This window comes from Streptomyces sp. NPDC060366 (genome assembly GCF_042725135.1).
GTDB lineage: Bacteria > Actinomycetota > Actinomycetes > Streptomycetales > Streptomycetaceae > Streptomyces.
In genome coordinates, this window is sequence record NZ_JBHXDC010000027.1 from 1 (window position 1) to 23,950 (window position 23,950).

Annotated in this window: 21 protein-coding genes, 2 pseudogenes and 1 riboswitch; of the genes and pseudogenes, 16 read left to right on the plus strand and 7 right to left on the minus strand. The window is 71.5% G+C overall.

Annotation, left to right across the window (positions count from 1 at the left end; genetic code table 11):
* Window positions 1-120: 120 nt before the first annotated feature.
* Together ACFWHU_RS35665 and ACFWHU_RS35670 are read right to left on the minus strand one after the other, a co-directional pair.
* Window positions 121-510 carry an ATP-binding protein gene (locus ACFWHU_RS35665; protein WP_385801921.1) on the minus strand — a complete coding sequence of 130 codons (390 nt, stop codon included), beginning with the start codon at window positions 508-510 and terminating at the stop codon, window positions 121-123.
* Between the two features lie 78 nt (window positions 511-588).
* Window positions 589-1,599, minus strand: a complete 1,011-nt coding sequence (locus tag ACFWHU_RS35670) for a GDSL-type esterase/lipase family protein (protein ID WP_387230253.1) — start codon at window positions 1,597-1,599, stop codon at window positions 589-591.
* Between the two features lie 225 nt (window positions 1,600-1,824).
* Here ACFWHU_RS35670 and ACFWHU_RS35675 point away from each other — a divergent pair.
* Both ACFWHU_RS35675 and ACFWHU_RS35680 read left to right on the plus strand, forming a co-directional pair.
* Window positions 1,825-3,304, plus strand: a pseudogene (locus tag ACFWHU_RS35675) (amino acid permease).
* 11 nt (window positions 3,305-3,315) lie between these two features.
* Window positions 3,316-3,771 carry an Lrp/AsnC family transcriptional regulator gene (locus tag ACFWHU_RS35680; RefSeq protein WP_078078353.1) on the plus strand — a complete coding sequence of 152 codons (456 nt, stop codon included), beginning with the start codon at window positions 3,316-3,318 and terminating at the stop codon, window positions 3,769-3,771.
* 91 nt (window positions 3,772-3,862) lie between these two features.
* On the opposite strand, the gene ACFWHU_RS35685 is transcribed toward ACFWHU_RS35680, so the two are convergent.
* Window positions 3,863-4,450 (minus strand): Repetin, encoded by a 588-nt coding sequence (locus tag ACFWHU_RS35685; protein ID WP_385801927.1) that lies wholly within the window; start codon window positions 4,448-4,450, stop codon window positions 3,863-3,865.
* Window positions 4,451-4,748: 298 nt separating this feature from the next.
* On the opposite strand from ACFWHU_RS35685, the gene ACFWHU_RS35690 reads away from it, so the two are divergent.
* Together ACFWHU_RS35690 and ACFWHU_RS35695 are read left to right on the plus strand one after the other, a co-directional pair.
* On the plus strand, window positions 4,749-5,564 hold the full coding sequence (locus tag ACFWHU_RS35690; protein WP_387230255.1) for a carbon-nitrogen hydrolase family protein: 816 nt from the start codon (window positions 4,749-4,751) through the stop codon (window positions 5,562-5,564).
* 65 nt (window positions 5,565-5,629) lie between these two features.
* Window positions 5,630-7,351: a flavin monoamine oxidase family protein gene (locus ACFWHU_RS35695; RefSeq protein ID WP_387230257.1), complete on the plus strand. Its 1,722-nt coding sequence runs from the start codon at window positions 5,630-5,632 to the stop codon at window positions 7,349-7,351.
* A gap of 66 nt (window positions 7,352-7,417) precedes the next feature.
* Here the strand turns inward: ACFWHU_RS35695 and ACFWHU_RS35700 are convergent, their stop codons facing one another.
* On the minus strand, window positions 7,418-8,131 hold the full coding sequence (locus ACFWHU_RS35700) for a DUF5995 family protein (protein WP_387230259.1): 714 nt from the start codon (window positions 8,129-8,131) through the stop codon (window positions 7,418-7,420).
* An 84-nt stretch (window positions 8,132-8,215) separates the two neighbouring features.
* Window positions 8,216-9,634 (minus strand): uracil-xanthine permease family protein, encoded by a 1,419-nt coding sequence (locus ACFWHU_RS35705; RefSeq protein WP_387230261.1) that lies wholly within the window; start codon window positions 9,632-9,634, stop codon window positions 8,216-8,218.
* A gap of 210 nt (window positions 9,635-9,844) precedes the next feature.
* Between ACFWHU_RS35705 and ACFWHU_RS35710 the strand changes: the two genes are divergently transcribed.
* Window positions 9,845-11,146, plus strand: a complete 1,302-nt coding sequence (locus ACFWHU_RS35710) for an alginate lyase family protein (RefSeq protein WP_387230263.1) — start codon at window positions 9,845-9,847, stop codon at window positions 11,144-11,146.
* Window positions 11,147-11,158: 12 nt separating this feature from the next.
* Here the strand turns inward: ACFWHU_RS35710 and ACFWHU_RS35715 are convergent, their stop codons facing one another.
* Window positions 11,159-12,406, minus strand: a complete 1,248-nt coding sequence (locus ACFWHU_RS35715; protein WP_385801938.1) for an MFS transporter — start codon at window positions 12,404-12,406, stop codon at window positions 11,159-11,161.
* A gap of 132 nt (window positions 12,407-12,538) precedes the next feature.
* On the opposite strand from ACFWHU_RS35715, the gene ACFWHU_RS35720 reads away from it, so the two are divergent.
* Window positions 12,539-13,723, plus strand: coding sequence for an ROK family transcriptional regulator (locus tag ACFWHU_RS35720; RefSeq protein ID WP_387230265.1), 1,185 nt, complete (start codon window positions 12,539-12,541; stop codon window positions 13,721-13,723).
* 88 nt (window positions 13,724-13,811) lie between these two features.
* Here ACFWHU_RS35720 and ACFWHU_RS35725 read toward each other — a convergent pair whose 3' ends face one another.
* Complete coding sequence (locus ACFWHU_RS35725) at window positions 13,812-14,558, minus strand: SDR family oxidoreductase (RefSeq protein WP_385801942.1); 747 nt, start codon at window positions 14,556-14,558, stop codon at window positions 13,812-13,814.
* A gap of 198 nt (window positions 14,559-14,756) precedes the next feature.
* A riboswitch (FMN riboswitch) is annotated at window positions 14,757-14,887 on the plus strand.
* 173 nt (window positions 14,888-15,060) lie between these two features.
* Here ACFWHU_RS35725 and ribD point away from each other — a divergent pair.
* The 10 genes and pseudogenes from ribD to ACFWHU_RS35775 all read left to right on the plus strand — a co-directional run bounded on the left by ribD (window position 15,061) and on the right by ACFWHU_RS35775 (window position 23,911).
* Window positions 15,061-16,209, plus strand: coding sequence for a bifunctional diaminohydroxyphosphoribosylaminopyrimidine deaminase/5-amino-6-(5-phosphoribosylamino)uracil reductase RibD (ribD, locus tag ACFWHU_RS35730; protein ID WP_387230326.1), 1,149 nt, complete (start codon window positions 15,061-15,063; stop codon window positions 16,207-16,209).
* On the plus strand, window positions 16,210-16,830 hold the full coding sequence (locus ACFWHU_RS35735; RefSeq protein ID WP_387230267.1) for a riboflavin synthase: 621 nt from the start codon (window positions 16,210-16,212) through the stop codon (window positions 16,828-16,830).
* Window positions 16,827-17,495 carry a nicotinamide riboside transporter PnuC gene (locus ACFWHU_RS35740; RefSeq protein ID WP_385801946.1) on the plus strand — a complete coding sequence of 223 codons (669 nt, stop codon included), beginning with the start codon at window positions 16,827-16,829 and terminating at the stop codon, window positions 17,493-17,495. Before ACFWHU_RS35735 ends, ACFWHU_RS35740 begins: the two co-directional genes overlap by 4 nt.
* Window positions 17,492-18,784 (plus strand): bifunctional 3,4-dihydroxy-2-butanone-4-phosphate synthase/GTP cyclohydrolase II, encoded by a 1,293-nt coding sequence (locus ACFWHU_RS35745; protein WP_385801948.1) that lies wholly within the window; start codon window positions 17,492-17,494, stop codon window positions 18,782-18,784. Before ACFWHU_RS35740 ends, ACFWHU_RS35745 begins: the two co-directional genes overlap by 4 nt.
* A gap of 43 nt (window positions 18,785-18,827) precedes the next feature.
* Complete coding sequence (ribH, locus tag ACFWHU_RS35750) at window positions 18,828-19,313, plus strand: 6,7-dimethyl-8-ribityllumazine synthase (RefSeq protein WP_387230270.1); 486 nt, start codon at window positions 18,828-18,830, stop codon at window positions 19,311-19,313.
* 34 nt (window positions 19,314-19,347) lie between these two features.
* Window positions 19,348-19,617, plus strand: coding sequence for a phosphoribosyl-ATP diphosphatase (locus ACFWHU_RS35755; protein ID WP_078079905.1), 270 nt, complete (start codon window positions 19,348-19,350; stop codon window positions 19,615-19,617).
* A 130-nt stretch (window positions 19,618-19,747) separates the two neighbouring features.
* Window positions 19,748-20,596 (plus strand): ATP phosphoribosyltransferase, encoded by an 849-nt coding sequence (gene hisG / locus ACFWHU_RS35760; protein ID WP_385801952.1) that lies wholly within the window; start codon window positions 19,748-19,750, stop codon window positions 20,594-20,596.
* A gap of 14 nt (window positions 20,597-20,610) precedes the next feature.
* Window positions 20,611-21,081: pseudogene (locus ACFWHU_RS35765) on the plus strand (PH domain-containing protein); the annotation flags it as partial.
* Between the two features lie 275 nt (window positions 21,082-21,356).
* Window positions 21,357-22,805, plus strand: coding sequence for a hemolysin family protein (locus ACFWHU_RS35770; RefSeq protein ID WP_387230272.1), 1,449 nt, complete (start codon window positions 21,357-21,359; stop codon window positions 22,803-22,805).
* The gene (locus tag ACFWHU_RS35775; RefSeq protein ID WP_387230274.1) at window positions 22,802-23,911 is read left to right on the plus strand and encodes a hemolysin family protein; all 1,110 of its coding nucleotides are present in this window, start codon (window positions 22,802-22,804) and stop codon (window positions 23,909-23,911) included. The genes ACFWHU_RS35770 and ACFWHU_RS35775 overlap by 4 nt, the downstream gene beginning before the upstream one ends.
* Window positions 23,912-23,950: the final 39 nt, after the last annotated feature.

The window sequence follows — 23,950 nt, forward strand, 5'->3', positions numbered from 1 at the left end:
GGGGGTTTGTGGTGCTCGCGGGGGTGGGCGCCGCCCCCCCCCCCCGTAATTATCTAATCGGGGTGGGGGGGGGGATGCCCCGCGCCCCGGGCCTTCCCCGCCACCACGCGTATACGTGCGTCAGACCCCCGCCGCCGGGCGGTCCCAGACCGCCTGCACCCGCTTGCCCTCGGGCAGCGGCCGGATCTCCACACGGCTCGCCAGCCTCAGCACCATGTGCCAGCCGAATCCGCCACCGCCGCCGAAGTCGGGGTCGCGCGGAACGGGCGGCTGCGGACTCGAATCGTCGATCTCCACGACCAACGACTCCCGCTCGGCCGTCAGATGGAGCCGCCACCAGCCGGAGGTGTGCCGGACCGCGTTCGCCACCAGCTCGGAGACGACGAGGAGCACCGCGTCCAGATCGGCCCAGGGGCAGTGCTGCGTCAGGAAGTCGGCGGCGGCCCTGCGGGCGGACGCGGTGTCACGGTGCGGTGATTCCACGATCACCGCGTGCGGTTCTTCACTCATCTCAGTCGCTCGCCTACCCCGTTCTCGGGCAACCATGAAGTCCCATCGCGGGGAGCTGACCGGCCGGAACGGGACGGGCTAACCGGCCGGGACCACGAATGGGGGTACGAATGCCGCTCCGCGCAGGGCTGCCGTGACCGCCTCCGCCATGAGTACATGCCCGCTGTCGTCCGGATGCAGTCCGTCCACCAGATGCTCCGCGCGGAGCAGATCCCGGCCCGGCAGCAGCAGAAGCCGCTCGTCGCCCGCCGCGACGCTGTCGCGTACGGCTTCCTCCATGGCCGCGCGGAGTTCCGCGAGCGTCGCCCCGAGCGCGTTGCGGGTGTGCTCGGCGGCGGGCCGCAGTACCGGCGAGAGCAGCAGCAGCGGGGTGGCGGGCTGCCCGTCGCGTACGAGAGCGAGGAACGCGCGCACCGTCTGGTACAGCAGCGGCGCCGAGTACGGCGCTCCGGACCAGCAGTTGGTGCCGAAGGCGAGGGTCAGCAGATCGGCGGGGAGCGCGGCGATGTGGGTGGCGGTGACGAGTTCGCCGCGGGCCGCGCCCGCGTAACCGAGATTGACCGTGTCCAGGCCGAGCGCGCGGCCGGCGACGGCGGGCCAGGAGTGCGCGGGGCGCGTCGACCACCAGCCCTCGGTGATCGAGTCGCCGTGGACGATCCAGCGCGGGCGTGGCGGCGCCGGGGCGACGGAACCGCCTACCGGCCGCAGACCCAGGACCACCGGCGCCTGCGCCTCGGGGAGGTGAACCGTGAACGGGCCGGTGGACGCGGGCAGCTCGATGCGGACCGACCGCTCCCGCGCCGGTTCGGTGAACGTATCGCCCAGATGGCGGTCGTCCTCCCAGAGGGCGAAGCCGTGGGCGAGTTCGGGCAGCGGGTCTCCGGGCTCCGGCACCCCGGCGCGGTAGCGGATCTCCACGGCGTACGCGCCTTCGGACACGAACTCCAGCCGCACCCCGATCGGGAGCGCCGCGCGCTCGGCGATGTCCCACGGCAGCCGGGTCAGACCGGCGGGGTCCGCCCGGATCACCCGGTCGCCGTCCCTCCAGCCCACGCCACGCAGGAAGGGGGCGGGATCCAGCCAGCTCATCGTTCTCCTCGGTGTCGGTGTCGGTGTCGGTTCGGTCTCGGTCGCGATCGGTCGGCCGGTCCTCGCCCCGGCGACACCCTGCCCGTCGCCCGGCGCGTACGGGCCCGACGTCATAGGTGCCCCGTACCAGGCCCGAAATGTTCCGCCGTCCTCGCGGTCGTGGCTCGCCCGCCGGGCACGCGGCCCTCTGGAAGGCTGACCGCAGAACCCCCGAGGGAGTCACCCGTGCTGGACAACGGCGCAGCGCCGCCCCCCGCCCCCGGACCGGAGCGGGGACGCCGGACACTCGGTGCCCGGCTGATGTGGCGCAAACCCGTCGACGAACTCATCGCCGAGAGCGGCCACGGTGAAGGCGGATCCCTGCGCCGTTCACTCGGCATGTGGCAGCTGACGATGATCAGCATCGGCGCCACCCTCGGCACCGGAATCTTCGTCGTCCTCGGCGAGGCCGTCCCCAAGGCCGGACCGGCCGTCACCCTCTCGTTCGTACTCGCCGGGCTGACCGCGCTCTTCTCCGCCCTCTCGTACGCCGAACTGGCCGGCACCATCCCGGTGTCCGGCTCCTCCTACTCGTACGCCTACGCGACCATGGGCGAGCTCGTCGCCTGGATCTGCGGCTGGTGCCTGATCCTGGAGTACGGGGTGTCCGTCGCCGCGGTCGCCGTCGGCTGGGGCCAGTATCTGAACGAACTCCTCGACGGCACCGTCGGCGTCACCATCCCCGATGCGCTCTCCTCGCCACCCGGCGACGGCGGCGTCTTCAACTTCCCCGCCCTGCTGGTCGTCCTGCTCGCCATGACCTTCCTCCTCGGCGGCGCACGCGAGTCCGCGCGGGTCAACACGGTCATGGTCACGGTGAAGATCGCCGCGCTGCTGCTCTTCTGTGCCCGCCTTCCAGGGCGTCAAGGCGGGCAACTACACACCGTTCATGCCGCTCGGCGTGGCCGGGGTCAGCGCGGCCGCGGGCTCGCTGTTCTTCTCGTACATCGGCTTCGACGCCGCGTCCACGGCCGGTGAGGAGGCCAGGAACCCGCAGCGGGACCTCCCGCGCGCCATCATGCTCTCGCTGTTCATCGTCACCGTGCTGTACGTCCTGGTGGCCGCCGTCGCCGTCGGCGCACGGCCGTGGGGCGACTTCGCCGACTCCGAGGCGGCGCTCGCCGGCGTGCTGCGTGATGTCACCGGCAGCCACGTCTGGCCGGTGCTGCTGGCCGCGGGCGCCGTCGTCGCCATCGCGAGCGTCGTCCTGACGGTCCTCTACGGGCAGACCCGGATCCTGTTCGCGATGTCCCGCGACGGCCTGGTTCCGAGGATCTTCTCGAGGATCCACCCGAAGACGGGCGCCCCGCGTGCCAACACCGTGATCGTCTCGCTCTTCTGCGGGGTGCTCGCCTCCGCCGTCCCCCTCGGCCAACTGGCCGACGCCACCAGCATCGGGACGCTCTTCGCGTTCGCCCTCGTCAATGTCTCGGTGGTCGTGCTGCGGCGGACCCGGCCCCGGATGCGGCGCGGCTTCCGCGTCCCGCTCTCGCCGGTCGTCCCCGCCATCGGCTTCGGGCTCTGCCTCTACCTGATGGCCGGCCTCGCGGAGATCACCTGGGTGGTCTTCGGAATCTGGCTGACCGTCGGCCTCGTGGTCTACTTCGGATACGGGGCGCGCCGCCCCCGGCCGGCCACGGCACAACCACCGTCAGCAGAGAAGTGACCCCACCCGCAGTGCGACTGAACAAGCTCGACGAACGCATCGTGCACGCCCTCGCCGAGGACGCCCGCCGCTCCTTCGCGGACATCGGCTCCGAGGTCGGCCTCTCGGCGCCCGCCGTGAAGCGGCGGGTCGACCGGCTGCGCGCCGAGGGCGCCATCACCGGCTTCACCGTACGGGTGGACCCGGCGGCGCTCGGCTGGGAGACCGAGGGGTTCGTCGAGATCTACTGTCGGCACAAGACCTCGCCCGAGGACATCCGCCGCGGTCTGTCGCGCTACCCGGAGGTGGTGTCCGCGTCGACCGTCACCGGCGACGCGGACGCCGTGGTCCAGGTCTTCGCCTCCGACATGCGCCACTTCGAGCGGGTGCTCGAACAGATCGCGGGCGAGCCGTACGTGGAGCGTACGAAGTCCGTGCTGGTGCTCTCACCGCTGCTCAGGCGCTTCTCGTCGGGCGCACCGGGCTGACGGGCTGACGGGCTGCCGGGCTGCTGGGCCGGCCGGGTGCGGTGCCGGGGCTCCCGTCCCCTGCGCGGGAGCCCCGGCCGTCACCGTCGGCTCACAGCTGCGGCTCCCAGGGCAGCACCGTGAAGTCGCCGGTGCCCGCCTTGACCGTCTCGAACGGCGCGGAGCTGACACACTTGGGCAGCGGACCCTGGTCGACCGGGCTGCCGGTGGAGGCCCAGCTGTAGCCGAGCCGGTCCTTGCGGCCCAGGTCGTGCACGGTGACGCCGACCCGCTTGCCCTCGGCCCCTTCCAGATCGGACTCGGTGATGACTCCGCTCACGACGGCCACCTTCCCGCCGGTCACCAGGCAGTCGACCTTCACATCGGCCGAGGCGCCCTCGCCGTTCAGATAGTGGCTGAAGCGGAAGGTGCCGGTGGCCCTGCTCGGGTCGTTGGTGTCCTCGGCGGCGAGGTGCGCGTCGAAGGTGAAGGTGATGTCGTCACCGAGCGAGCGGTACAGCTTGGCGGTGCCGGTGAGGGCCGCCGCCTCCCGCGTCGTGCTCCGGTCGCCCGCCCCGGCGCCGTTGTCGTCCGACGCGGCGGCCGGTCCGCCGGCGGCAACGGCGGTGGCGATCAGCAGCGCGGCTCCCACCGCGGCGGCACGGGTGCGGCGGCGGGACGACGGTGCGGCAAGGTTCATGGAAAACCCCTTCTCAGGAGTACCGGTTCGGCCGGTACGGATGTGGTGCGCCCGGTGCTTCCCGGGCCTGATCACCGTCCCGCGCCGGCCCCCTCCCGGGCGTCGGGCCACGGTCCCCACCCACTCCGCCGCACGGCGGAGAACCGGATACGACCAGCGGTGCAACGAATCGCCGTACGGGGGCCCGAACACGCAACGATTGCCCTGCCCACACGCAACAGAGGCGCCTTGTCGCGGCGGAAGTCGGAGCCGTACCGTCAAGACGTCCCCCGAACACCATGACGTCCCGAGGTCTCCCATGCCGTCGTCGCGTATCGCCCTGCTCCAGAGCTCCGGCCGGCCCGGCGACGCCGTGAAGAATCTTGAGATCCTCGCGGGCGCGGCCCGCGAGGCCGCCGACGGCGGGGCGGGGCTGCTGGTCTGTCCCGAGATGTTCCTCACCGGATACGCCATCGGTTCCGACGTGTCCCGGCTGGCCGAGACCGCAGACGGTCCGGCTTCCGAGACCGTGGCCCGTATCGCGGCCGAGCACGGCATCGCGGTCCTCTACGGCTACCCGGAGCGCTCCGCGGACGGCGCGAGCCTCTACAACGCGGCGCGGCTCGTCGGCCCGGACGGCGCGGCCCTCGCCGACTACCGCAAGACCCACCTCTTCGGCGGCTTCGAGCAGGAGTGGTTCACACCGGGCGACACCCCGGTCGTACAGGCCGAACTCGGCGGTCTGCGGGTGGGGATCATGATCTGCTACGACGTCGAGTTCCCGGAGAACGTGCGCGCCCACGCGCTCGCCGGGACGGATCTGCTGCTGGTGCCCACCGCCCAGATGCACCCCTTCCAGTTCGTCGCCGAATCGCTCGTCCCGGTGCGCGCCTTCGAGAACCAGATGTACGTGGCGTACGTGAACCGGACAGGTCCCGAGGGGGAAGGCGGGTCCGCGTTCGAGTTCGTCGGGCTGAGCTGTCTGGCCGGTCCGGACGGCACCACCCGCGCCCGCGCGGGACGCGGCGAGGAACTGCTCCTCGGCGACGTCGACCCCGAACTGCTGCGGGCCTCCCGCGCCGCCAACCCGTATCTGCGCGACCGGCGCCCCGGCCTGTACGGCTCGCTGAACTGACCGTCCTCGCCCCCGCCCCGCGACCCCCGCCGCTCCCGCCTTTCCCCGCAAGGAGTCCGTACCCCATGACGTCCACGGTGCCCACCTCCGTCCCGCACACCGAGGACCGGCCGCCGGCCGGTCTGCCGCCGATCACCATGTTCGGTCCGGACTTCCCTTACGCGTACGACGACTTCCTCGCCCACCCCGCCGGCGTCGGCCAGATACCGGCGACCGAGCACGGCGCCGAGGTGGCGGTCATCGGCGGCGGTCTGTCCGGCATCGTGGCCGCGTACGAACTGATGAAGATGGGCCTGCGGCCGGTCGTGTACGAGGCCGACCGGATCGGCGGCCGGCTGCGCACGGTGGGCTTCGACGGCTGCGACCCCGAACTGACCGCGGAGATGGGCGCGATGCGCTTCCCGCCGTCGTCCACCGCGCTCCAGCACTACATCGACCTGGTGGGCCTGGTCACCGAGCCGTTCCCCAACCCCCTCGCCCCCGGCACCCCTTCGACAGTCGTGGACCTCAAGGGCGAGTCGCACTACGCGCGGACGATCGACGACCTGCCGCAGGTCTACCGCGACGTCATGGCCGCTTGGAACACCTGTCTGGAGGAGGGCGCCGACTTCTCCGACATGAACCGCGCCATGCGCGAGCGCGACGTACCGCGCATCCGGGAGATCTGGGCGCGGCTGGTGGAGAAGCTCGACAACCAGACCTTCTACGGCTTCCTCTGCGACTCCGACGCCTTCAAGTCCTTCCGGCACCGGGAGATCTTCGGTCAGGTCGGCTTCGGGACGGGCGGCTGGGACACCGACTTCCCCAACTCGATCCTGGAGATCCTGCGCGTCGTCTACTCCGAGGCCGACGACCACCACCGCGGCATCGTCGGCGGCAGCAGCCAACTGCCGCTGCGGCTCTGGGAGCGCGAACCGGCCAAGATCACGCACTGGCCCCTCGGCACCTCGCTCTCCTCCCTGCACGGCGGCGAGCCGCGCGGCGCCGTGACCCGGCTGCACCGCACGGCGGGCGACCGGATCACCGTCACCGACTCCTCCGGGGACATCCGCACCTACCGGGCCGCCGTGTTCACCGCGCAGTCCTGGCTGCTGCTCTCGAAGATCGACTGTTCCGACTCGCTCTTCCCGATCGACCACTGGACGGCGATGGAGCGCACCCACTACATGGAGTCGTCCAAGCTGTTCGTACCGGTGGACCGGCCGTTCTGGCTGGACGAGGCAGTCGACGACAGGGGAGAGCCGACCGGCCGCGACACGATGTCGATGACCCTCACCGACCGGATGACGCGCGGCACGTACCTCCTGGACAACGGGCCCGACAAGCCGGCCGTCATCTGCCTCTCCTACACCTGGTGCGACGACAGTCTGAAGTGGCTGCCGCTGTCGGCGAACGAGCGGATGGAGGTCATGCTGAAGTCGCTCGGCGAGATCTATCCGAAGGTGGACATCCGCAAGCACGTCATCGGCAGCCCGGTGACGGTGTCGTGGGAGAACGAGCCGTACTTCATGGGCGCGTTCAAGGCGAACCTGCCGGGCCACTACCGCTACCAGCGCCGTCTGTTCACCCACTTCATGCAGGACCGGCTGCCCGCGGACAAGCGCGGCATCTTCCTGGCGGGGGACGACATCTCGTGGACGGCGGGGTGGGCGGAAGGCGCCGTACAGACCGCGCTCAACGCCGTATGGGGCGTGATGGCGCACTTCGGCGGCGCCACGGACGCGACGAATCCCGGACCGGGCGACGTGTACGACGAGATCGCGCCGGTCGAGTTGCCGGAGGACTGACGAGGCACGGGGCTCAGGTGGTCGCGGGTACGGGGGAGCTGGGCGGTACGGGCGGTAGGGGGCCGTTCAGCCGTACGGCGTGAGCAGACACCGCCCCACCAGTCCCACCCCCGCGTCCATCCGCTCCCTGAACTCCTCGGCCAGCGGCGGCACTTCCCGCAGTCCCCACAGCACCCGCGCCGACGACCAGGCCGCCTCCAGAGCCCGTTCCAGATTCCAGGAACCGAGCAGATGAGTGAGCGGGTCCCCGACCCGCAGAATGTCGGGACCGGCCGGGACTTCGTCGCCGACGCGTTCCACGAGCAGCGCGAGCGCGTCGCCGACCCGCGCGAACGCCGTTTCCAGCTCGGCCGGTTCGCAGCCGCGCGCCCGGCAGAGGTCCACCGTCGCGAGCGGCAGGTCGTGCCCGACGTGCGCGTTGACGCCCGCGAGCGCGAACTGCGCGGCCCGTACGCCCGGATGCCGCCGGTACTCGAAGAGGGGCCGCCAGCCCGCCGGCGCCCGCCCGCCCACGGCCACCGCGTCGACCGCCGCCAGATACCGCTCGACGAGTGCCGAGCGCAGCTCGGAGGTCTCTCGCGCGACGGCGTGACCGGCGCCGTAACCGCCTGTGTACGGCGCCTCGATGTCGTCGTCGGCCGACAGACAGAGCCGGTTGAACACGGCCACCCCGTCACCGTCCGGCCAGCCGGAGCGCAGCGCGTCCATCCGCCGCCACGCGCAATCGGGTGCGCGTCTGTCGTCTTCGGGCCGGGCCGCGAACAGCTGGATCTCCGCCATGGGGGGAGCGTTTCAGCCCGCGGGTCCGCCGGGTGCCGGGGGAGCGGGACTTCGTCAGAACGGGGGAAGGACGGGCCCCGCCCGTTACGGCTTCGAGGCGGGCCTCTGGTCTCCCTGGTCCCCGCTGTCGTACGTCGACGTGCCCGAGTCGAGCAGCGGCCCGTCGCCCTTCAGATGCGGCGGGGCGAAGGCGCGCAGCACGTGGTAGCCGACGATGACGACGAGCGAGCCGAGCGCGATGCCGCCGAGTTCGAAACTGTCCGTGAACTTCAGACTGACCCCGCCGACGCCGATGATGATGCCCGCCGCGGCCGGTACCAGGTTCAGCGGATTGCGCAGATCCACCCCGGCGTTGATCCATATCTGAGCTCCGAGCAGACCGATCATGCCGTAGAGGATGACGGTGATCCCGCCCAGCACGCCGCCGGGGATCGCGGCGACGACGGCGCCGAACTTCGGGCAGAGTCCGAAGAGCAGGGCGAAGCCGGCGGCGGCCCAGTACGCCGCTGTCGAGTACACGCGGGTCGCGGCCATCACACCGATGTTCTCGGAGTACGTGGTGTTGGGCGGTCCGCCGACGGCGGTGGAGAGCATCGAAGCGGCGCCGTCGGCGGCGATCGCCGTGCCCAGCTTGCTGTCGAGCGAGTCGCCGGTCATCTCGCCGACGGCCTTCACATGCCCGGCGTTCTCCGCGATCAGCGCGATGACGACAGGCAGCGCGACCAGGATCGCCGACCACTCGAAGCTCGGCGCGTGGAAGTCCGGCAGCCCGATCCAGTCGGCTTTCCCGACCAGGGAGAGGTCCAGACGCCAGTGGTCGACGGACTCGGCGCCGCCGGCGGGGGAGTGGATCTTGCCGAAGACCTGGTCGAACAGCCAGGAGACGCCGTAGCCGAAGAGCAGACCGAGGAAGATCGCGATACGTGACCAGAAGCCGCGCAGACAGACCACGGCCAGCGCGGTGACCACCATCACGAGCAGCGCGGTCCACTGGTCCTGCGGCCAGTACGTCTTGGCGGAGACCGGCGCCAGATTGAATCCGATGAGCATCACGACCGCGCCGGTCACGACCGGCGGCATCGCGGCGTGGATGATCCGGGCGCCGAACCGCCGTACGGCCAGGCCCGAGAGGAAGAGCGTGACGGCGACGACGAAGACCGCGCCGGTCACGGTGGCGCTGTCGCCGCCCGACGCCCGGATGGTGGCGGCGACCCCGACGAACGACAGTGAGCAGCCGAGATAGCTGGGCACCTGGCCGCGGGTGGCCAGCAGGAACAGGATCGTCGCGACACCGGACATCATGATCGCGAGGTTGGGGTCGAGACCCATCAGGACGGGTGCGACGAACGACGCGCCGAACATCGCCACCACGTGCTGGGCGCCGAGCCCGGCCGTCCGGGGCCAGGAGAGCCGTTCGTCGGGCCGTACGACGGCGCCGGGCGCGGGTATTCGTCCGTCGCCGTGCAGGGTCCAGCGCACACCGAGCTTCGTGAGGGGCTTCATGAGGGTGGCTCCACTTCCGAATCCGGTGCCGAGAAGATCAGCGTCATGGTAGGGCCTGGCGTCGCATGCTCTCGGGGGAGCCCTGCTTTCCTTGTTCCGCTCCTTGAACTGCGTCCGGAGCATTGTCCGTTGAGGCGGTTTGGCTCTACGCTCGCAGCTCGCACGGTCCTGGGTCATGAACATCATTCAGATATGTGATGGGAGTGCTTGATGAGGGGCAGAACCCGACAGCGCCTCGGCGCCCTGCTCACCGCCTCGGCCGCACTGGCCGCACTGGCCGCCGTCCTCGTCCCCGCGACGTCCTCGTCCGCCGGTGAGGCCCGGCACGGCAACGCCCGTGAGACCCCCGCCACGGTCGTCATCGACGGACAGCGCATGCGCGATGCCAAGGCCCGCCTCGACCGGGGCGACCCCGCGCTGCGCGAGACGGTGCGCGCGCTGACCGTCTCCGCCGACAAGTGGCTGAACCAGGGGCCCTGGACCGTCACCGACAAGCCGAAACCGGCCCCCAGCGGCGACCCGCACGACTACCTCAGCCAGGCACCGTACTGGTGGCCGTCGCAGCCCAGGACCGAGGAGAACCCCTGGGGTTGCCCGTACGTCCAGCGTGACGGCGAGCGCAACCCCGAGGTCGACACGGGCACCGACCGCCCCGACATCGGGAAGGTGTTCAACTCCACCACCAGCTTGAGCCTCGCCTGGTACTACACGGGCGAGAAGAAGTACGCGGAGCATGCCGCGGACATCCTGCGCACCTGGTTCGTCGCCCCGGCCACCCGGATGAACCCGAACCTGAACCACGGGCAGTTCATCCCCTGCAAGTACGACGGCCGCGCGATCGGGATCATCGACTTCTCGCAGCAGTACACCAGCGTGCTGGACGCGCTCGCGATCCTGGAGACCGGCGCTCCGGGCTGGACCAGGGCCGACCGGACCGCCATGCGGGCCTGGAACGAGGACTTCCTCGACTGGCTCGTCAACTCCCCCTTCGGCAAGGAGGAGTCGGCGGCCCGGAACAACCACGGCACCTTCATGGACATGCAGGTCGCCGGTCTCGCGCTCGCCACCGGCGACAAGGCGCTCGCCCGCCGGATCGTCCGGGACGCGCGGACCGAGCGGATCGACACCCAGATCGGGGGCGACGGCACACAGCCGCAGGAACTGGCGCGAACCCGCAGTTGGCACTACTCGACGTTCTCGCTCGTCGCCCACACCCGGCTCGCCGACATCGGCCGGCACGTCGGGGTCGATCTCTGGAACCACCGGGGACCGGACGGCCAGAGCCTGTTCAAGGCCGTCGAGTATCTGCTCCCGGCCGCGACCGCGAACACCCCGTGGCCGCATCCGGAGATGGAGTTCCACCGGTACGCGGCGAGCGACATCGTCCACGCGGCGGCCGACGCCGGAAACCGGAAGGCGCGGGCGGCCGTGCCCCGGCTGGAACAGCCGCCCGCGGGTGATCTCTGGGCGCTGCGCCCGGCCGCCGAACAGCTCGACTCGATCGCGCCCTGACCGGTTTCTTCCTCAGTCGCCGGACGGGCTCTTGAGCCCGTCCGGTACGGAAGGCGACGGCTCCGCCGCACCCGTACCGGCGGCCGGAGCCGTACGCCGGTCCCCGGTCTTCAGCACGCTCGCGCCCAGCACCAGACCGAAGGCCAGCACGGTCACCAGGCCGAACGAGGCCACCAGCGACGTCGCGTCGGCCACCGCGCCGATCGCCGAGGGGGCGATCAGTCCCGACGTGTACGTGATGGTCGCGACGCCCGCGATGGCCTGGCTGGGGTTGGGCCCGCTGCGTCCGGCGGCGGCGAAGGCCAGCGGTACGACCACCGCCACACCCAGCCCGACCAGGGCGAACCCGCCCATGGCGACCAGGGGATTGGGCGCGAGGACGACCAACGCGCCGCCGAGGGTGGCGGACACGCCGCCCACCCTGACGCACCGCACGGCCCCGAAGCGGTCGACGATCCGGTCGCCGAGCAGCCGCGCTATGGCCATGGTGAGCGCGAAGGCCGTGGTGGACGCCGCGGCGAGACCGGGGGAGGTGTCCAGTACGTCCTCCAGATACACCGCCGACCAGTCGAGGCTCGCGCCCTCCGCGAAGACCGCGCAGAAGCCGACGGCACCGATGAGCAGCGCGGACCTCGGCGGCAGTGCGAAGCGCGGCGGCGGCTCGTCCTCGGGCGTGCTGCGCAGGTCGAGCACCCACCGGCAGGCGATCATGCCCGCGACGGTCAGCACGGTGGCGGCGATCAGATGGTGCACGCGCGCGTCGCTGTCCATGTGCGCCGCGAGCGTGCCGCCGGCGGAGCCCAGCAGCGCCCCCGTGCTCCACATGCCGTGCAGGCTGGACATGATCGACTTGTCGAGCCGGTTCTCGATCTCCACACCGAGGGCGTTCATCGCGACGTCCGACATGCCCGAGGTCGCGCCGTACACGAAGAGCGCCAGACAGAGCGTGACCAGGTTCGGGGCGAGCGCCGGCAGTGTGAGGGAGAGCGTCCACAGCGCGAGCAGTCCGCGCAGCGCCGTACGCGCGCCGAAGCGGTGGCTGATCGCGCCGGCCAGCGGCATCGCCACCGAGGCGCCGATGGCGGGGAAGGCGAGCGCGAGCCCCAACTGCCCGGCGCTCAGCGCCGCGTGGTCCTGGATCCAGGGGATACGGGTCGCGAAACTGCCGGTGACCGCGCCATGCACACAGAAGACGGCGGCCACGGCGAATCGCGCCTGCCGCACTCGCTGTCCGTCGAAGACCGGTGGTCCAGTCGGCATTCGGTTTCGTCCTCCCCGTGCGGCGCGCGGGCGCCGTTCCAACAGTGCGGCCGTAAACTATCAGGAACCCTGCCTGATAAATAGACGGCAGTGGGCGCGTTGAGATCCGCAGACATCTGGAAGGATCCAGGCATGGCCGCATCCCCGAGCACGGCACGGGCCATCAACGACCGCCTCGCCCTGGAATTCCTCCAGGACGAAGGCCCGTTGACGGCGGGACAGCTCAAGACGCTCACCGGGCTCTCCCGGCCCACCGTCGCCGAACTGGTGGAGCGGCTGCAAGGCTCCGGACTGGTCACGATCGTCGGCGAGACGGGAGGCAGGCGCCGCGGCCCGAACGCGCGGCTGTACGGGCTGGTCGCCGACCGGGCGCACCTCGCGGCGCTCGACGTACGGACGCAGAGCGTCACCGTCGTCGTCACCGACCTCCTCGGGGCGACGCTCGCCGAGGCGGTGCTGCCCATCGGCAGCGACACGGGCACCGAACCGGCCGTCGAGGGCGCGGCGGCCCTGCTGGAGCGCACCGCCCGCGAGGCCGGCGCCGTACGCCTGCACAGCGTGGGCATCGGCGCGCCCGGCCTGATCGACCCGGTGACCGGCGAACTCCGCGAGACCAGCGGGCTGCCCGCCTGGCACCGAAGACTTGTCGCCGCGCTTCAGGAACGCCTGACCGCGACGGTCCTCGTGGAGAACGAGACCAATCTCGCCGCCGTCGCCGAACAGCGCGTCGGCGCCGCCCGCGACCAGGGCGCGGACAGCTTCGTACTGCTGTGGCTCGGCTTCGGCGTGGGCGCCGCACTCGTGCTGGACGGCAAGGTCCGGCGCGGCGCGTCGGGCGGCGCCGGCGAGATCGGCTTCCTGCCCGTGCCGGGGACCTCCGGGCTGCCCTCCGCCACCGCCTGCGACGGCGGGTTCCACACGCTCGCCGGCTCGGCGGGCATCTGCGAACTCGCCGAGCGCCACGGCCTGTTCGCCGAGGCCGGTCCCCAGGAGCCGCCCGCCGCTGCCGTCGTGCGCGCCGCCCACACGGCGGGCGCCGCGGGCGCCGCCTTCCTCGACGCCCTCGCCGCGCCGCTCGCGGTCGGCGCCGCGGCCATCAGCGCCGTACTCGACCCCGGCAGGGTGGTCCTGGGGGGCGAGGTCGGTCAGGCGGGCGGTACGGCGCTGGCGTCCCGCGTCGAGACCCGGCTGGCCGAGATGTCCCCCCTCCGTACGGAGGTTGTGGCGAGTTCACTCGGCGGTGCGGCCGTGCTGCGGGGAGCGCTGCTGACGGCGCGGGACGCGGCCCAGAACGACCTGTTCGCCCCACCGGGCTGACGTCGGATCCGGCGAGAGATCCGACGACAGACATGACGGCCGGTGCGGTCGGCGGTGCGCCGGCCGGCGTGGCAGTCGACGTCGCGCCTCACATCTTCCGCGTCGCCAGGAAGTCCTCGAACGTCTCCTTGCCCACGGCCCGTTCGGGCGCCAGCTGATCGCCCCGCCGGTAGCCCGCGTACGCCTTGCCGAACAGCGGCATCGCCACCAGCCGTCGCTTGTGGCCCGTCGCCCGCAGATACGCCTCGGCCAGATCCTCGAGCGTGCGGACCTCGGGACCCCCGAGGTCGGGCACCCGGCCAGCCGGCGGGCGCGTGGCCAGATCCGCCAGTCGCGACGCGACCTCCGCCGAACCGATCGGCTGGAGGCTGACCCGCGCCGGCAGCACCGTGGCGACCGGCAGCTTCGTCGCGCCCTCCAGCATCTTCAGAACCAGATCGTGGAACTGGGTCGTGCGCAGAATCGTCCAGCCGAGCCCCGAATCCTCGATCATCCGCTCGACGATCCGCTTCGTGCGGTAGTAACCGAGCGCCAGCCGGTCGCCCCCGACGACCGAGATGTAGACGAGATGCGGAATCTTCGCGCGCACGGCCGACTCCACCAGATGCGCCGCCGCTCTGTCGTCACCGCCGCGCGCCGAGGAGGCGCAGTGGACGACCACGTCCACACCCCTCAGCGCCTCGTCCAGCGCCCTGCTGTCGTCGTCGCGCAGATCGACGGCGTACGGCTGTGAACTCCGGCTCAGCGCGCGGACGGTGTGCCCGTCCGTGCGCAGTCGGTCCACGACCTGTCTGCCGAGTGTTCCCGTACCACCGGTCACGAGGATTGTCGCCATGGCCCAAGCCTGCCAGCGTGTGACGCTCCGCGTGACGAGAGGGTGCCGGGGAGTGTCGTGGAGATCCTGCCGAGTCTCCCCGCGACCAGTCGTGTTCCACCCCGCGGCCACCGGTCCGGCCACCGTCTGTGATCCAGCGCACACACCGGCCCCCGATGGCCGACGATCAGGCGTGGCACACTGGTTCCGTACCAGCAGCAGCGCACTCCGGGGTCGGTGTAATTCCGAACCGGCGGTTACAGTCCGCGACCCGACCGCTTCCAGCGGCCGGTTGACCAGGTGAAACTCCTGGACCGACGGTGAAAGTCCGGATGGGAGGCAGTGCGCGGCGGGCCGTCACCGGTATGCCGCCGTCGGCGGATCGTCCTCGGACGTTCCGTTCATCGGTCTCGGCGTTCCCGTGTGCGTTTCCCGTTTCTCTGTCGTCATCGACAGGCCCCGGAGTCCGTGCCCCAGAGGCAGGGAGGACCCGGTGGCCACCACCACAGCCGACATGGACGCCATGCGTCGAGCCATCACGCTCGCCGCCCGCGCGCTCGGCGCCACCAGCCCCAATCCGGTTGTCGGATGCGTGATCCTCGACGCCGCCGGACAGCCGGCGGGCGAGGGATTCCACCGGCGGGCCGGCGGCCCGCACGCCGAGATCCACGCCCTGCGCGAGGCCGGCGGCCGGGCCGTGGGCGGCACCGCGTACGTCACCCTCGAACCGTGCGACCACACCGGCCGCACCGGCCCCTGCGCCCGGGCGCTCGTCGAGGCCGGGATCGCCCGTGTCGTGTACGCGGTCGGCGACCCGAACCCCCAAGCCACCGGCGGCGCCGACACGTTGCGGGCGGCCGGGGTACGCGTCGAGCAGGGCCTGCTCGCCGACGAGGCGGAGGCGGGCAACGCGGCCTGGCTCACCTCCGTACGGCTCGGCCGCCCCTACGTCCTGTGGAAGTACGCCGCCACGCTCGACGGCCGGATCGCGGCGGCCGACGCCACCAGCCGGTGGATCACCTCCGCCGAAGCCCGCGCCGACGTCCACCGGCTCCGCGCCGAGGCCGACGCGGTCGTCGTCGGCTCGGGGACCGCGCGCGCCGACGACCCGCACCTCGCGGTCCGCGGCGTCGAGGGAGCCGTCCAGCCGCTGCGCGTCGTCGTCGACACCGAGGCCACCGCCGTACGGCCGGGGGCACGCGTCCTGGACGGTGCGGGGCCCACGCTGATCGCCGTCGCCGACGACGCGGACACCACGCACCTCAAGGCGGCCGGGCCCGGCGAGGAGCCCGTCGACGTCCTGCGGCTGCCGCGCGCCGAACGGGGCCTGTCTGTCCCCGATCTGCTCGCCGGCCTGCACGCGCGCGGCGTCCGTTCCGTACTTCTCGAAGGCGGCCCGACACTGGCCGGCGCCTTCGTCGCGACCGGGGCCGTCGACAAGGTCGTCGGCTATCTCGCGCCCGTTCTGCTGGGCGCCGGACCCGCCGCACTCGGCGACGCCGGAATCACCACCCTCACACGGGCGTTGCGCCTGCGGATGACCGGGACGGAACGCGTCGGCCCCGATCTCCGTATCACCGCCGTACCGGAACGCGCCGCACCCGCAAGCACCGAAGCCGCAAGCACCGCAGCCGTAGGCACCGCAGCCGTCGCAACTCCCAAGGAGCGTTGAGTGTTCACCGGAATCGTCGAAGAACTGGGTGAGGTCACCGCCGTCGAGAACCTCGGCGACTCCTCCCGCTTCCGTCTGCGCGGCCCCGCCGTCACCGAAGGCGCCAAACACGGTGACTCGATCGCCGTCAACGGCGTCTGCCTCACCGTCGTCGACCTCGAAGAGGGCGGCGAGTTCACCGCCGACGTCATGGCCGAGACCCTCAAGCGCTCCAGCCTCGGCGCACTCGTGCCCGGCGCCCGGGTCAACCTGGAGCGGCCCATGGCCGTCGGCGACCGGCTCGGCGGACACATCGTCCAGGGCCATGTCGACGGCACCGGCACGGTCGTGGACCGCAAGGCGTCCGAGCACTGGGAGATCGTCAAGGTCTCGCTCCCCGCCGATCTCACCCGCTACGTGGTCGAGAAGGGCTCCATCACCGTCGACGGCGTCAGCCTCACGGTGGTCGACGCGGGACCCGACTACTTCACCATCAGCCTCATCCCCACCACCCTCGCGCTGACCACCCTCGGCATCAAGGAGCCCGGCGACCCGGTCAACCTGGAGGTCGACGTGATCGCCAAGTACGTGGAGCGGCTGCTGGGCTTCCCCGCCCCGGACGCCGGGGGGCCGGTCCGATGAGCGCCATGCCCTCCTGGCCGGCCATGGACTGGCTGAACGCGGAGGCGTTCACCGCCTTCGGCCAGCACATCATCTGGTCCGACATGATCGGCAACTCCGTCGGCCTGATCGCCCTCGCGCTCGGCTGGCGGCGCTCGATCCTGACCTGGCCGGCGCAGTTGCTCTCCGGCGTCATCCTCGTCGCCGCCTACGCCTCGGCCAACCTCAGCGGCGGTGTCGGCAAGCAACTCCTCGTCATCGGCGTCGCGTTGTGGGGCTGGCGGATGTGGCAGCGCGGCCGGCAGAAGGCTCAGGACGGCACGATCGCCGTACGGTTCGCCACCTGGCCCGAGCGCTGGCTGCTCCTCGGCGGCACGGCACTGGGCACCCTCGCCGTCGGCGGCCTGTTCACCGCCGTACCCGATCTGTCCTGGAACCCCTGGCCCGACGCGTACATCTTCGTCGGCACCCTCGCCGCGATGGTCGCCCAGGCGCGCGGTCTGGTCGAGTTCTGGTTCGCCTGGCTCCTGGTCGACCTCGTCGGCGTACCGCTCGCCTTCAGCAGCGGACTCGCCTTCTCCGGCTTCGTGTACGTCGTCTACCTCGGTCTCGTCCTGTGGGGACTGCGTGACTGGTGGCTGCGCACCCGCGTCGGCACCCCGGCTCTGGAAGGAGCAGCAGCATGACCGCACAGCCCACCTGGTACTCCACCGACAACATCGAGGACTTCGCCCTCGACCCCGTGGAGCGGGCCGTCATGGACATCGCCGCGGGCCGCCCCGTCGTGGTCGTCGACGACGAGGACCGCGAGAACGAGGGCGATCTGGTGATCGCCGCCGAGAAGGCGACCCCCGAGATCGTCGCCTTCATGATGAGCGAGTGCCGCGGACTGATCTGCGCGCCCATGGAGGGCGACGAGCTGGACCGGCTCGAACTGCCGCAGATGGTCGACCACAACACCGAATCGATGCGCACCGCCTTCACCGTCTCCGTCGACGCGGGTCCGGCCCACGGCGTCACCACCGGCATCTCGGCCGCCGACCGGGCCACCACACTGCGGCTGCTCGCCGCCGGAAGCGCGGCCGAGCCCGGTGACTTCGTCCGGCCCGGCCATGTCTTCCCGCTGCGCGCCAAGCCGGGCGGGGTGCTCGTACGCAACGGACACACGGAGGCGGCGGTCGACCTGGCCCGCCTCGCGGGGCTGCGTCCGGCCGGGGCGATCGTCGAGATCGCGGGCGAGGACGGCGTGATGCTCCGGCTGCCGGAGCTGATCCCGTTCGCGCGCAAGCACGGCCTGACGATCATCTCCATCGAGGACCTGATCGCGTACCGGCGTACGGCGGAGCCCACCGTCCGCCGCGAGGCCGAGGTCCGGCTGCCCACGGCGTTCGGTGAGTTCACCGCGTTCGGCTACCGGTCCACCGTCGACGGCGTCGAGCATGTCGCCCTCGTCCACGGTGACATCGGTGACGGCACCGACGTGCTCGTCAGGATGCACTCCGAGTGCCTGACCGGCGACATCTTCTCCTCGCAGCGCTGCGACTGCGGCCCACAGCTCCAGGCGTCGATGCGGCGCGTCACGGAGGCGGGCCGGGGCGTCGTCGTCTATCTGCGCGGTCACGAGGGTCGCGGAATCGGCCTGCTGTCCAAGCTGCGCGCCTACGAACTCCAGGAGCGCGGGCGCGACACCCTCGACGCCAACCTGGAACTCGGCCTGCCCGCCGACGCGCGGGACTACGCGGCCGGGGCGCGGATCCTCGAAGACCTCGGCGTGCGCAGCCTGCGGCTGATGACCAACAACCCGGACAAGATCGACGCGTTGACGCGGCACGGTCTCGACGTGACCGCCCGCGAGCCCATGCCCGTCCAGGCGGGCGAGCACAACCTGCGGTACCTGCGCACCAAGCGGGACCGGATGGGGCACGAACTGCCCTGGCTCGACCCGGCGGCCACGTCGGCCTGCGGCAACCAGTAACCACGACGCACACACATCGGCACAGCGGAACAACAGGAGAGACATGAGCGGCAAGGGTGCACCCGAACTGTCCGTCCGCAACTGCGGCGACCTGCGGGTGGCGGTCATCGCGGCCCTGTGGCACGAGAAGGTCATGGACGGACTCGTCGACGGCGCCCTGCGCGCGCTGCGTGAACTGGGCATCGACGAGCCGACCCTGCTCAGGGTCCCCGGGAGCTTCGAGCTGCCCGTCGTCGCCAAGGTCCTCGCCGACCGCGGCTACGACGCCGTCGTCGCCCTCGGCGTCGTCATCCGTGGCGGGACCCCCCACTTCGACTACGTGTGCCAGGGCGTGACCCAGGGCCTGACCAAGGTCTCGATCGACACCGGGGTGCCGATCGGATTCGGCGTACTGACCTGCGACACCGAGGAGCAGGCACTCGACCGGGCCGGACTCGAGGGCTCCAACGAGGACAAGGGGCACGAGGCCGTCACCGCCGCAGTCGCCACGGCGGCCACCCTGCGTACGGTCGCCGAACCCTGGCGCTGACGCTCCGGCGGGACCGCGTAGGGTGGGCGTCACCATGTCGAAGACGTTCGAGGAGCTCTTCACCGAGCTCCAGCAGAAGGCCGCCACGGGCGACCCCAGCACCTCCCGCACCGCCGAACTGGTGGACAAGGGAGTGCATGCCATCGGTAAGAAGGTCGTCGAAGAGGCCGCCGAGGTGTGGATGGCGGCCGAGTACGAGGGCCCCGAAGCCACCGCCGAGGAGATCTCGCAGCTGCTGTACCACGTCCAGGTGATGATGGTCGCGCGCGGGATCTCGCTCGACGACGTCTACTCCCATCTCTGAGCACCACCCCCGGCGGCGTACGGCCCCACCGACGCGGACGTACGGCCGCGCCGGGGCCCCTGTCCGCTGACATCCCTTCCGTGCACCGTTCCTTTCCTCGCTCCCACGCATACGTAAGGAAGCCGCTCTCATGCTGCGTATCGCCGTCCCCAACAAGGGTTCACTCTCCGGGGCAGCGTCGGCGATGCTCCATGAGGCGGGCTACCAGCAGCGCAAGGAGTCCAAGGAACTCGTCCTGGTCGACCCCGAGAACGAGGTCGAGTTCTTCTACCTCCGGCCCCGCGACATCGCGATCTACGTGAGCTCCGGCCGACTCGACATCGGCATCACCGGACGTGACCTGCTGCTCGACTCGGGCGCCGGCGCCGAGGAGATCCTGCCGCTCGGGTTCGCCCGCTCCACGTTCCGCTTCGCGGCGAAGCCCGGCACGGCCACGTCCGTCGCCGACTTCGGCGGGCTGACGATCGCCACCTCCTACGAAGGCATCGTCGTCAAGTACCTCGCCGACAAGGGCGTGGACGCCTCCGTCGTCCACCTCGACGGCGCCGTCGAGACCGCGATCGAGCTGGGCGTCGCGCAGATCATCGCGGACGTCGTGGAGACCGGCACCTCGATGCGCAACGCCGGCCTCGAAGTCGTCGACGAGCCGATCATGAAGTCCGAGGCGATCGTCGTCCGCCGCAACGGAGCGGACGCCGACGACCCGAAGGTCCAGCAGTTCCTGCGCCGCCTCCAGGGCGTCCTGGTCGCCCGTACGTACGTGATGATGGACTACGACTGCCGCGCCGAGCACCTGGAGCGCGCCGTCGCCCTCACGCCCGGCCTGGAGTCACCGACCATCTCGCCGCTGCACAACGAGGGCTGGGTCGCCGTCCGCGCGATGGTCCCGTCCAGGGAGGCGCAGCGCATCATGGACGACCTGTACGAGCTGGGTGCCCGCGCCATCCTCACCACGGCCATCCACGCCTGCCGCCTGTGAAGGACGTACCCCTGATGCCCGTGCCGGCCGCCCGCGCCGAACTCCCCGACCTGCCCGCCCTGCCCGTGACGTTCCGGCCGAACGGCACCCGCGTCGTCCTGCTCTCCGTCGGGACGGTCATGCTCGTCGTCATCACGGCCATGTCCGTGATGCTGGAGAAGCTGAACGCGGGGGAGCGCGTCAGCTTCGTCTTCGTCGGCCTGCTCTTCTTCGGAGTGCTGGTCCTGCTGAGCCGCCCCAAGGTCGTCGCCGACGCCACGGGTGTCACGGTGGTCAATATCACCCGCACCCGGCGGCTGGAGTGGGCCGAGATCCTGCGCGTCAATCTGCGGGTCGGCGACCCCTGGGTCTTCCTCGACCTGAGCGACGGCACCAGCCTGGCCGCGCTGGGCATCCAGCCCGGTGTCGCCAAGCAGAAGGCCGTACGCGACGCGCGGACGCTGCGCGCCCTCGCGGAGTCGCACGGCACCGGCGCGGAGTCGGCGACGGAGACCGGCGAGGACGTGGCCACGGACGCCGGTAGTGACGTCGGTAAGGATGTCGGCACGGACGCGTCCACGGACACCGGTCCCGCGTGAACATTGCGGTGCCCGTCCCAGTGGCTACTCTGGGGACGGAGGCGCCAGGTGCGCCCCGCCCCGCATCCGACGGCCGTGAGTACCGGCCCGCGGGGCATCCTGCGACCCGAGGAGTGACTCCCTCCAGCAATGGACGGATCATCCGGTAGTACCTGCGCCGCCGCCTTCGAAGAGGCGGCGGCATGACCATCCCCCTTCTGCTGCTCGCCGCGGCATTCCTTCTCATCCTCGCCAACGGATTCTTCGTGGCGGCCGAGTTCGGTCTCGTGACCGTGGACCGCCCGGACGCGGAACGCGCGGCGGCGGCGGGCGACCGCCGGGCCCGCGCCGTCGTCAGGTCCCTGCGGGAGCTGTCCTTCCAGCTGTCCGGCACCCAGCTCGGCATCACCATCACCTCCCTCGTCGTCGGCATGCTGGCCGAGCCCGCGCTCGCCCAACTGCTCGACGGCCCGCTCACCGCGACGGGTCTCCCCGAAGGGGCCGTGTCCGGTGTCGCCGTGGTGATCGGTGTCCTCCTCGCCTCCGCCGTTCAGATGGTCATCGGCGAACTCGTACCGAAGAACTGGGCGGTCTCCCGGCCGTTGCAGGTCGCGCGCTTCGTCGCGGGCCCGCAGCATCTGTTCGCCACCGTCTTCCGGCCCGTGATCGCCCTGCTCAACGCGGTGGCCAACCGGCTGGTGCGGCTGTTCGGCGTCGAGCCGACCGACGAGCTGGCCTCGGCCCGTACGCCCGGTGAACTGGTCTCGCTGGCCCGGCACTCCGCGCTGGCCGGCGCCCTCGAACAGGACACGGCGGACCTCTTCGTACGGACGCTGTCCCTCGGCCACCTCACCGCGCAGCACGTCATGACCCCGCGCGTGAAGGTCATAGCCCTCCAGTCGGACGCCACGGCGGCCGACGTGCTCAACCTGACGCGGGCCACCGGCCTCTCGCGCTTCCCGGTCTACCGCGAGCGCATCGACGAGATCGTCGGCATGGCCCACCTCAAGGACGCGCTCGCCGTCCCGCCGCACGAACGCCGGCGGGTGCCGGTCGGCCGGATCTCCGTGCAGGCCCAGCTCGTGCCCGAGACGCTGCCCGTGCAGCAGCTCCTGGAGCGTCTGCGCAGCGAGCAGCCCATCGCCGTGGTCGTCGACGAGTACGGCGGTACGGCCGGGGTCGTCACCCTCGAAGACATCATCGAGGAGCTGGTCGGCGAGGTCCTGGACGAGCACGACAGCGAGGGTGACGGACGGCCCGAACTCGTCTCCGTCGCCACCGACGACGGGCGTCCCACCTGGGACGCCGAGGGCAGTTGCCGGGTCCTCACACTCCAGCGGATAGGGCTCGAAGTGCCCGACGGGCCGTACGAGACGGTGGCGGGACTGGTCGCCGACCTGCTGGGCCGTATCCCCGCGCCGGGCGACCGGGCGGAGCTGCCCGGCTGGCGGCTGTCCGTCCGGCAGGTCGGTCGCTACCGGGCCGAACGGGTGCGGCTCGTGCGCACCGGCGACGTCCCGGTACCGGTCCCGGCCGCAGCCCCGGCTCGGGCCGCGGCGACGCCGAAGGCGACGGCCCTGACGACGGCCCCCGCCCCGGCCCCCGCCCTGACACCGGCGCAGGCTCCCGCGAAGGCGGAGGCGGCCCGGTGAGCGTCCTCCAGCTTCTCTTCGCCGTCCTGCTCGTCCTCGCCAACGGATTCTTCGTCGGAGCCGAGTTCGCGCTCGTCTCCGTACGCCGCAGCCAGATCGAGCCGCTCGCGGCCCAGGGATCGGCACGCGCCCGCCAGGTGCTGCACGGTCTGGAGAACCTTCCGCAGATGATGGCCGCCGCGCAGTTCGGCATCACCATCTGCTCCCTGACACTCGGCGCCGTCGCCGAGCCCACCGTGGCCCGACTCCTCGAACCGCTCCTCCACGCGGCCCATGTGCCCGAGGGACTCATCCATCCTCTGGGCTTCGTCGTCGCCCTCGCCGCGGTCGTCTTCCTGCACCTCGTCATCGGCGAGATGGTCCCGAAGAACCTCGCCATGGCCGCGCCGGAGAAGACCGCGATCTGGTTCAGTCCCGGACTCGTCGGCTTCGCCCGGCTCTGCCGCCCCGTCACCGCGGCACTCGGCGCCTGCGCCGGCCTGGTCCTGCGGGCCTTCGGCGTCGAGCCCAAGGACGAGGTGGAGGCCGTCTTCACCAGCGAGCAGCTCAACCGTCTCGTGGAGGACTCCGGCCAGGCCGGTCTCCTCGACCCGGAGGAGCAGGAACGGCTGGAGGACGCCCTGGAGCTCGGCTCCCGGCCGGTCACCGACGTCCTGCTCACCCGGGCCGGGCTGGTGACGGTGACGCCCGCCGTCACGCCCCGCGAGATCGAGGAGCTGACGGTGCGAACCGGCTTCTCCCGCTTCCCGGTCTGCGCCGACAACGCCGGGGTCTTCATGGGGTACGTGCACGTCAAGGACGTCCTCGACCTGGAGGAGCGGGAGCGCGCCGTACCGCAGCACATCTGGCGGCCGATGACGACCCTGCGGGCCGAGCTGCCCCTGGACGACGCCCTCACCGTGATGCGCCGGGCCGCCACGCACCTCGCGCAGGTCGCCGACGGGTCCGGCCGGGTGCTGGGGCTCGTCGCGCTGGAGGACGTACTGGAAATGCTCGTCGGTGAGGTACGGGACCCGGCCCACCGGGAGGCGACGCTGCCGGTGGCGCTGCGGGGCGGCGGCAAGGCCGGCCCGACCGATCCGTCGGAGCAGGTCCTGGCGCACTGAACGCGCCGGTCCTCACGCGCCGGACGGCCCCGCCCCCGC

What these genes read in the sequence shown, in the direction of transcription:
- ACFWHU_RS35725 (WP_385801942.1), bottom strand. Translation starts at nt 14,558, where the DNA reads ATGGCGACAATCCTCGTGACCGGTGGTACGGGAACACTCGGCAGACAG.
- ACFWHU_RS35710 (WP_387230263.1), top strand. Translation starts at nt 9,845, where the DNA reads ATGAGGGGCAGAACCCGACAGCGCCTCGGCGCCCTGCTCACCGCCTCG.
- ribD (WP_387230326.1), top strand. Translation starts at nt 15,061, where the DNA reads ATGCGTCGAGCCATCACGCTCGCCGCCCGCGCGCTCGGCGCCACCAGC.
- ACFWHU_RS35665 (WP_385801921.1), bottom strand. Translation starts at nt 510, where the DNA reads ATGAGTGAAGAACCGCACGCGGTGATCGTGGAATCACCGCACCGTGAC.
- ACFWHU_RS35745 (WP_385801948.1), top strand. Translation starts at nt 17,492, where the DNA reads ATGACCGCACAGCCCACCTGGTACTCCACCGACAACATCGAGGACTTC.
- ACFWHU_RS35690 (WP_387230255.1), top strand. Translation starts at nt 4,749, where the DNA reads ATGCCGTCGTCGCGTATCGCCCTGCTCCAGAGCTCCGGCCGGCCCGGC.
- ribH (WP_387230270.1), top strand. Translation starts at nt 18,828, where the DNA reads ATGAGCGGCAAGGGTGCACCCGAACTGTCCGTCCGCAACTGCGGCGAC.
- ACFWHU_RS35705 (WP_387230261.1), bottom strand. Translation starts at nt 9,634, where the DNA reads ATGAAGCCCCTCACGAAGCTCGGTGTGCGCTGGACCCTGCACGGCGAC.
- ACFWHU_RS35720 (WP_387230265.1), top strand. Translation starts at nt 12,539, where the DNA reads ATGGCCGCATCCCCGAGCACGGCACGGGCCATCAACGACCGCCTCGCC.
- ACFWHU_RS35715 (WP_385801938.1), bottom strand. Translation starts at nt 12,406, where the DNA reads ATGCCGACTGGACCACCGGTCTTCGACGGACAGCGAGTGCGGCAGGCG.
- hisG (WP_385801952.1), top strand. Translation starts at nt 19,748, where the DNA reads ATGCTGCGTATCGCCGTCCCCAACAAGGGTTCACTCTCCGGGGCAGCG.
- ACFWHU_RS35685 (WP_385801927.1), bottom strand. Translation starts at nt 4,450, where the DNA reads ATGAACCTTGCCGCACCGTCGTCCCGCCGCCGCACCCGTGCCGCCGCG.
- ACFWHU_RS35755 (WP_078079905.1), top strand. Translation starts at nt 19,348, where the DNA reads ATGTCGAAGACGTTCGAGGAGCTCTTCACCGAGCTCCAGCAGAAGGCC.
- ACFWHU_RS35700 (WP_387230259.1), bottom strand. Translation starts at nt 8,131, where the DNA reads ATGGCGGAGATCCAGCTGTTCGCGGCCCGGCCCGAAGACGACAGACGC.
- ACFWHU_RS35740 (WP_385801946.1), top strand. Translation starts at nt 16,827, where the DNA reads ATGAGCGCCATGCCCTCCTGGCCGGCCATGGACTGGCTGAACGCGGAG.
- ACFWHU_RS35670 (WP_387230253.1), bottom strand. Translation starts at nt 1,599, where the DNA reads ATGAGCTGGCTGGATCCCGCCCCCTTCCTGCGTGGCGTGGGCTGGAGG.
- ACFWHU_RS35695 (WP_387230257.1), top strand. Translation starts at nt 5,630, where the DNA reads ATGACGTCCACGGTGCCCACCTCCGTCCCGCACACCGAGGACCGGCCG.
- ACFWHU_RS35770 (WP_387230272.1), top strand. Translation starts at nt 21,357, where the DNA reads ATGACCATCCCCCTTCTGCTGCTCGCCGCGGCATTCCTTCTCATCCTC.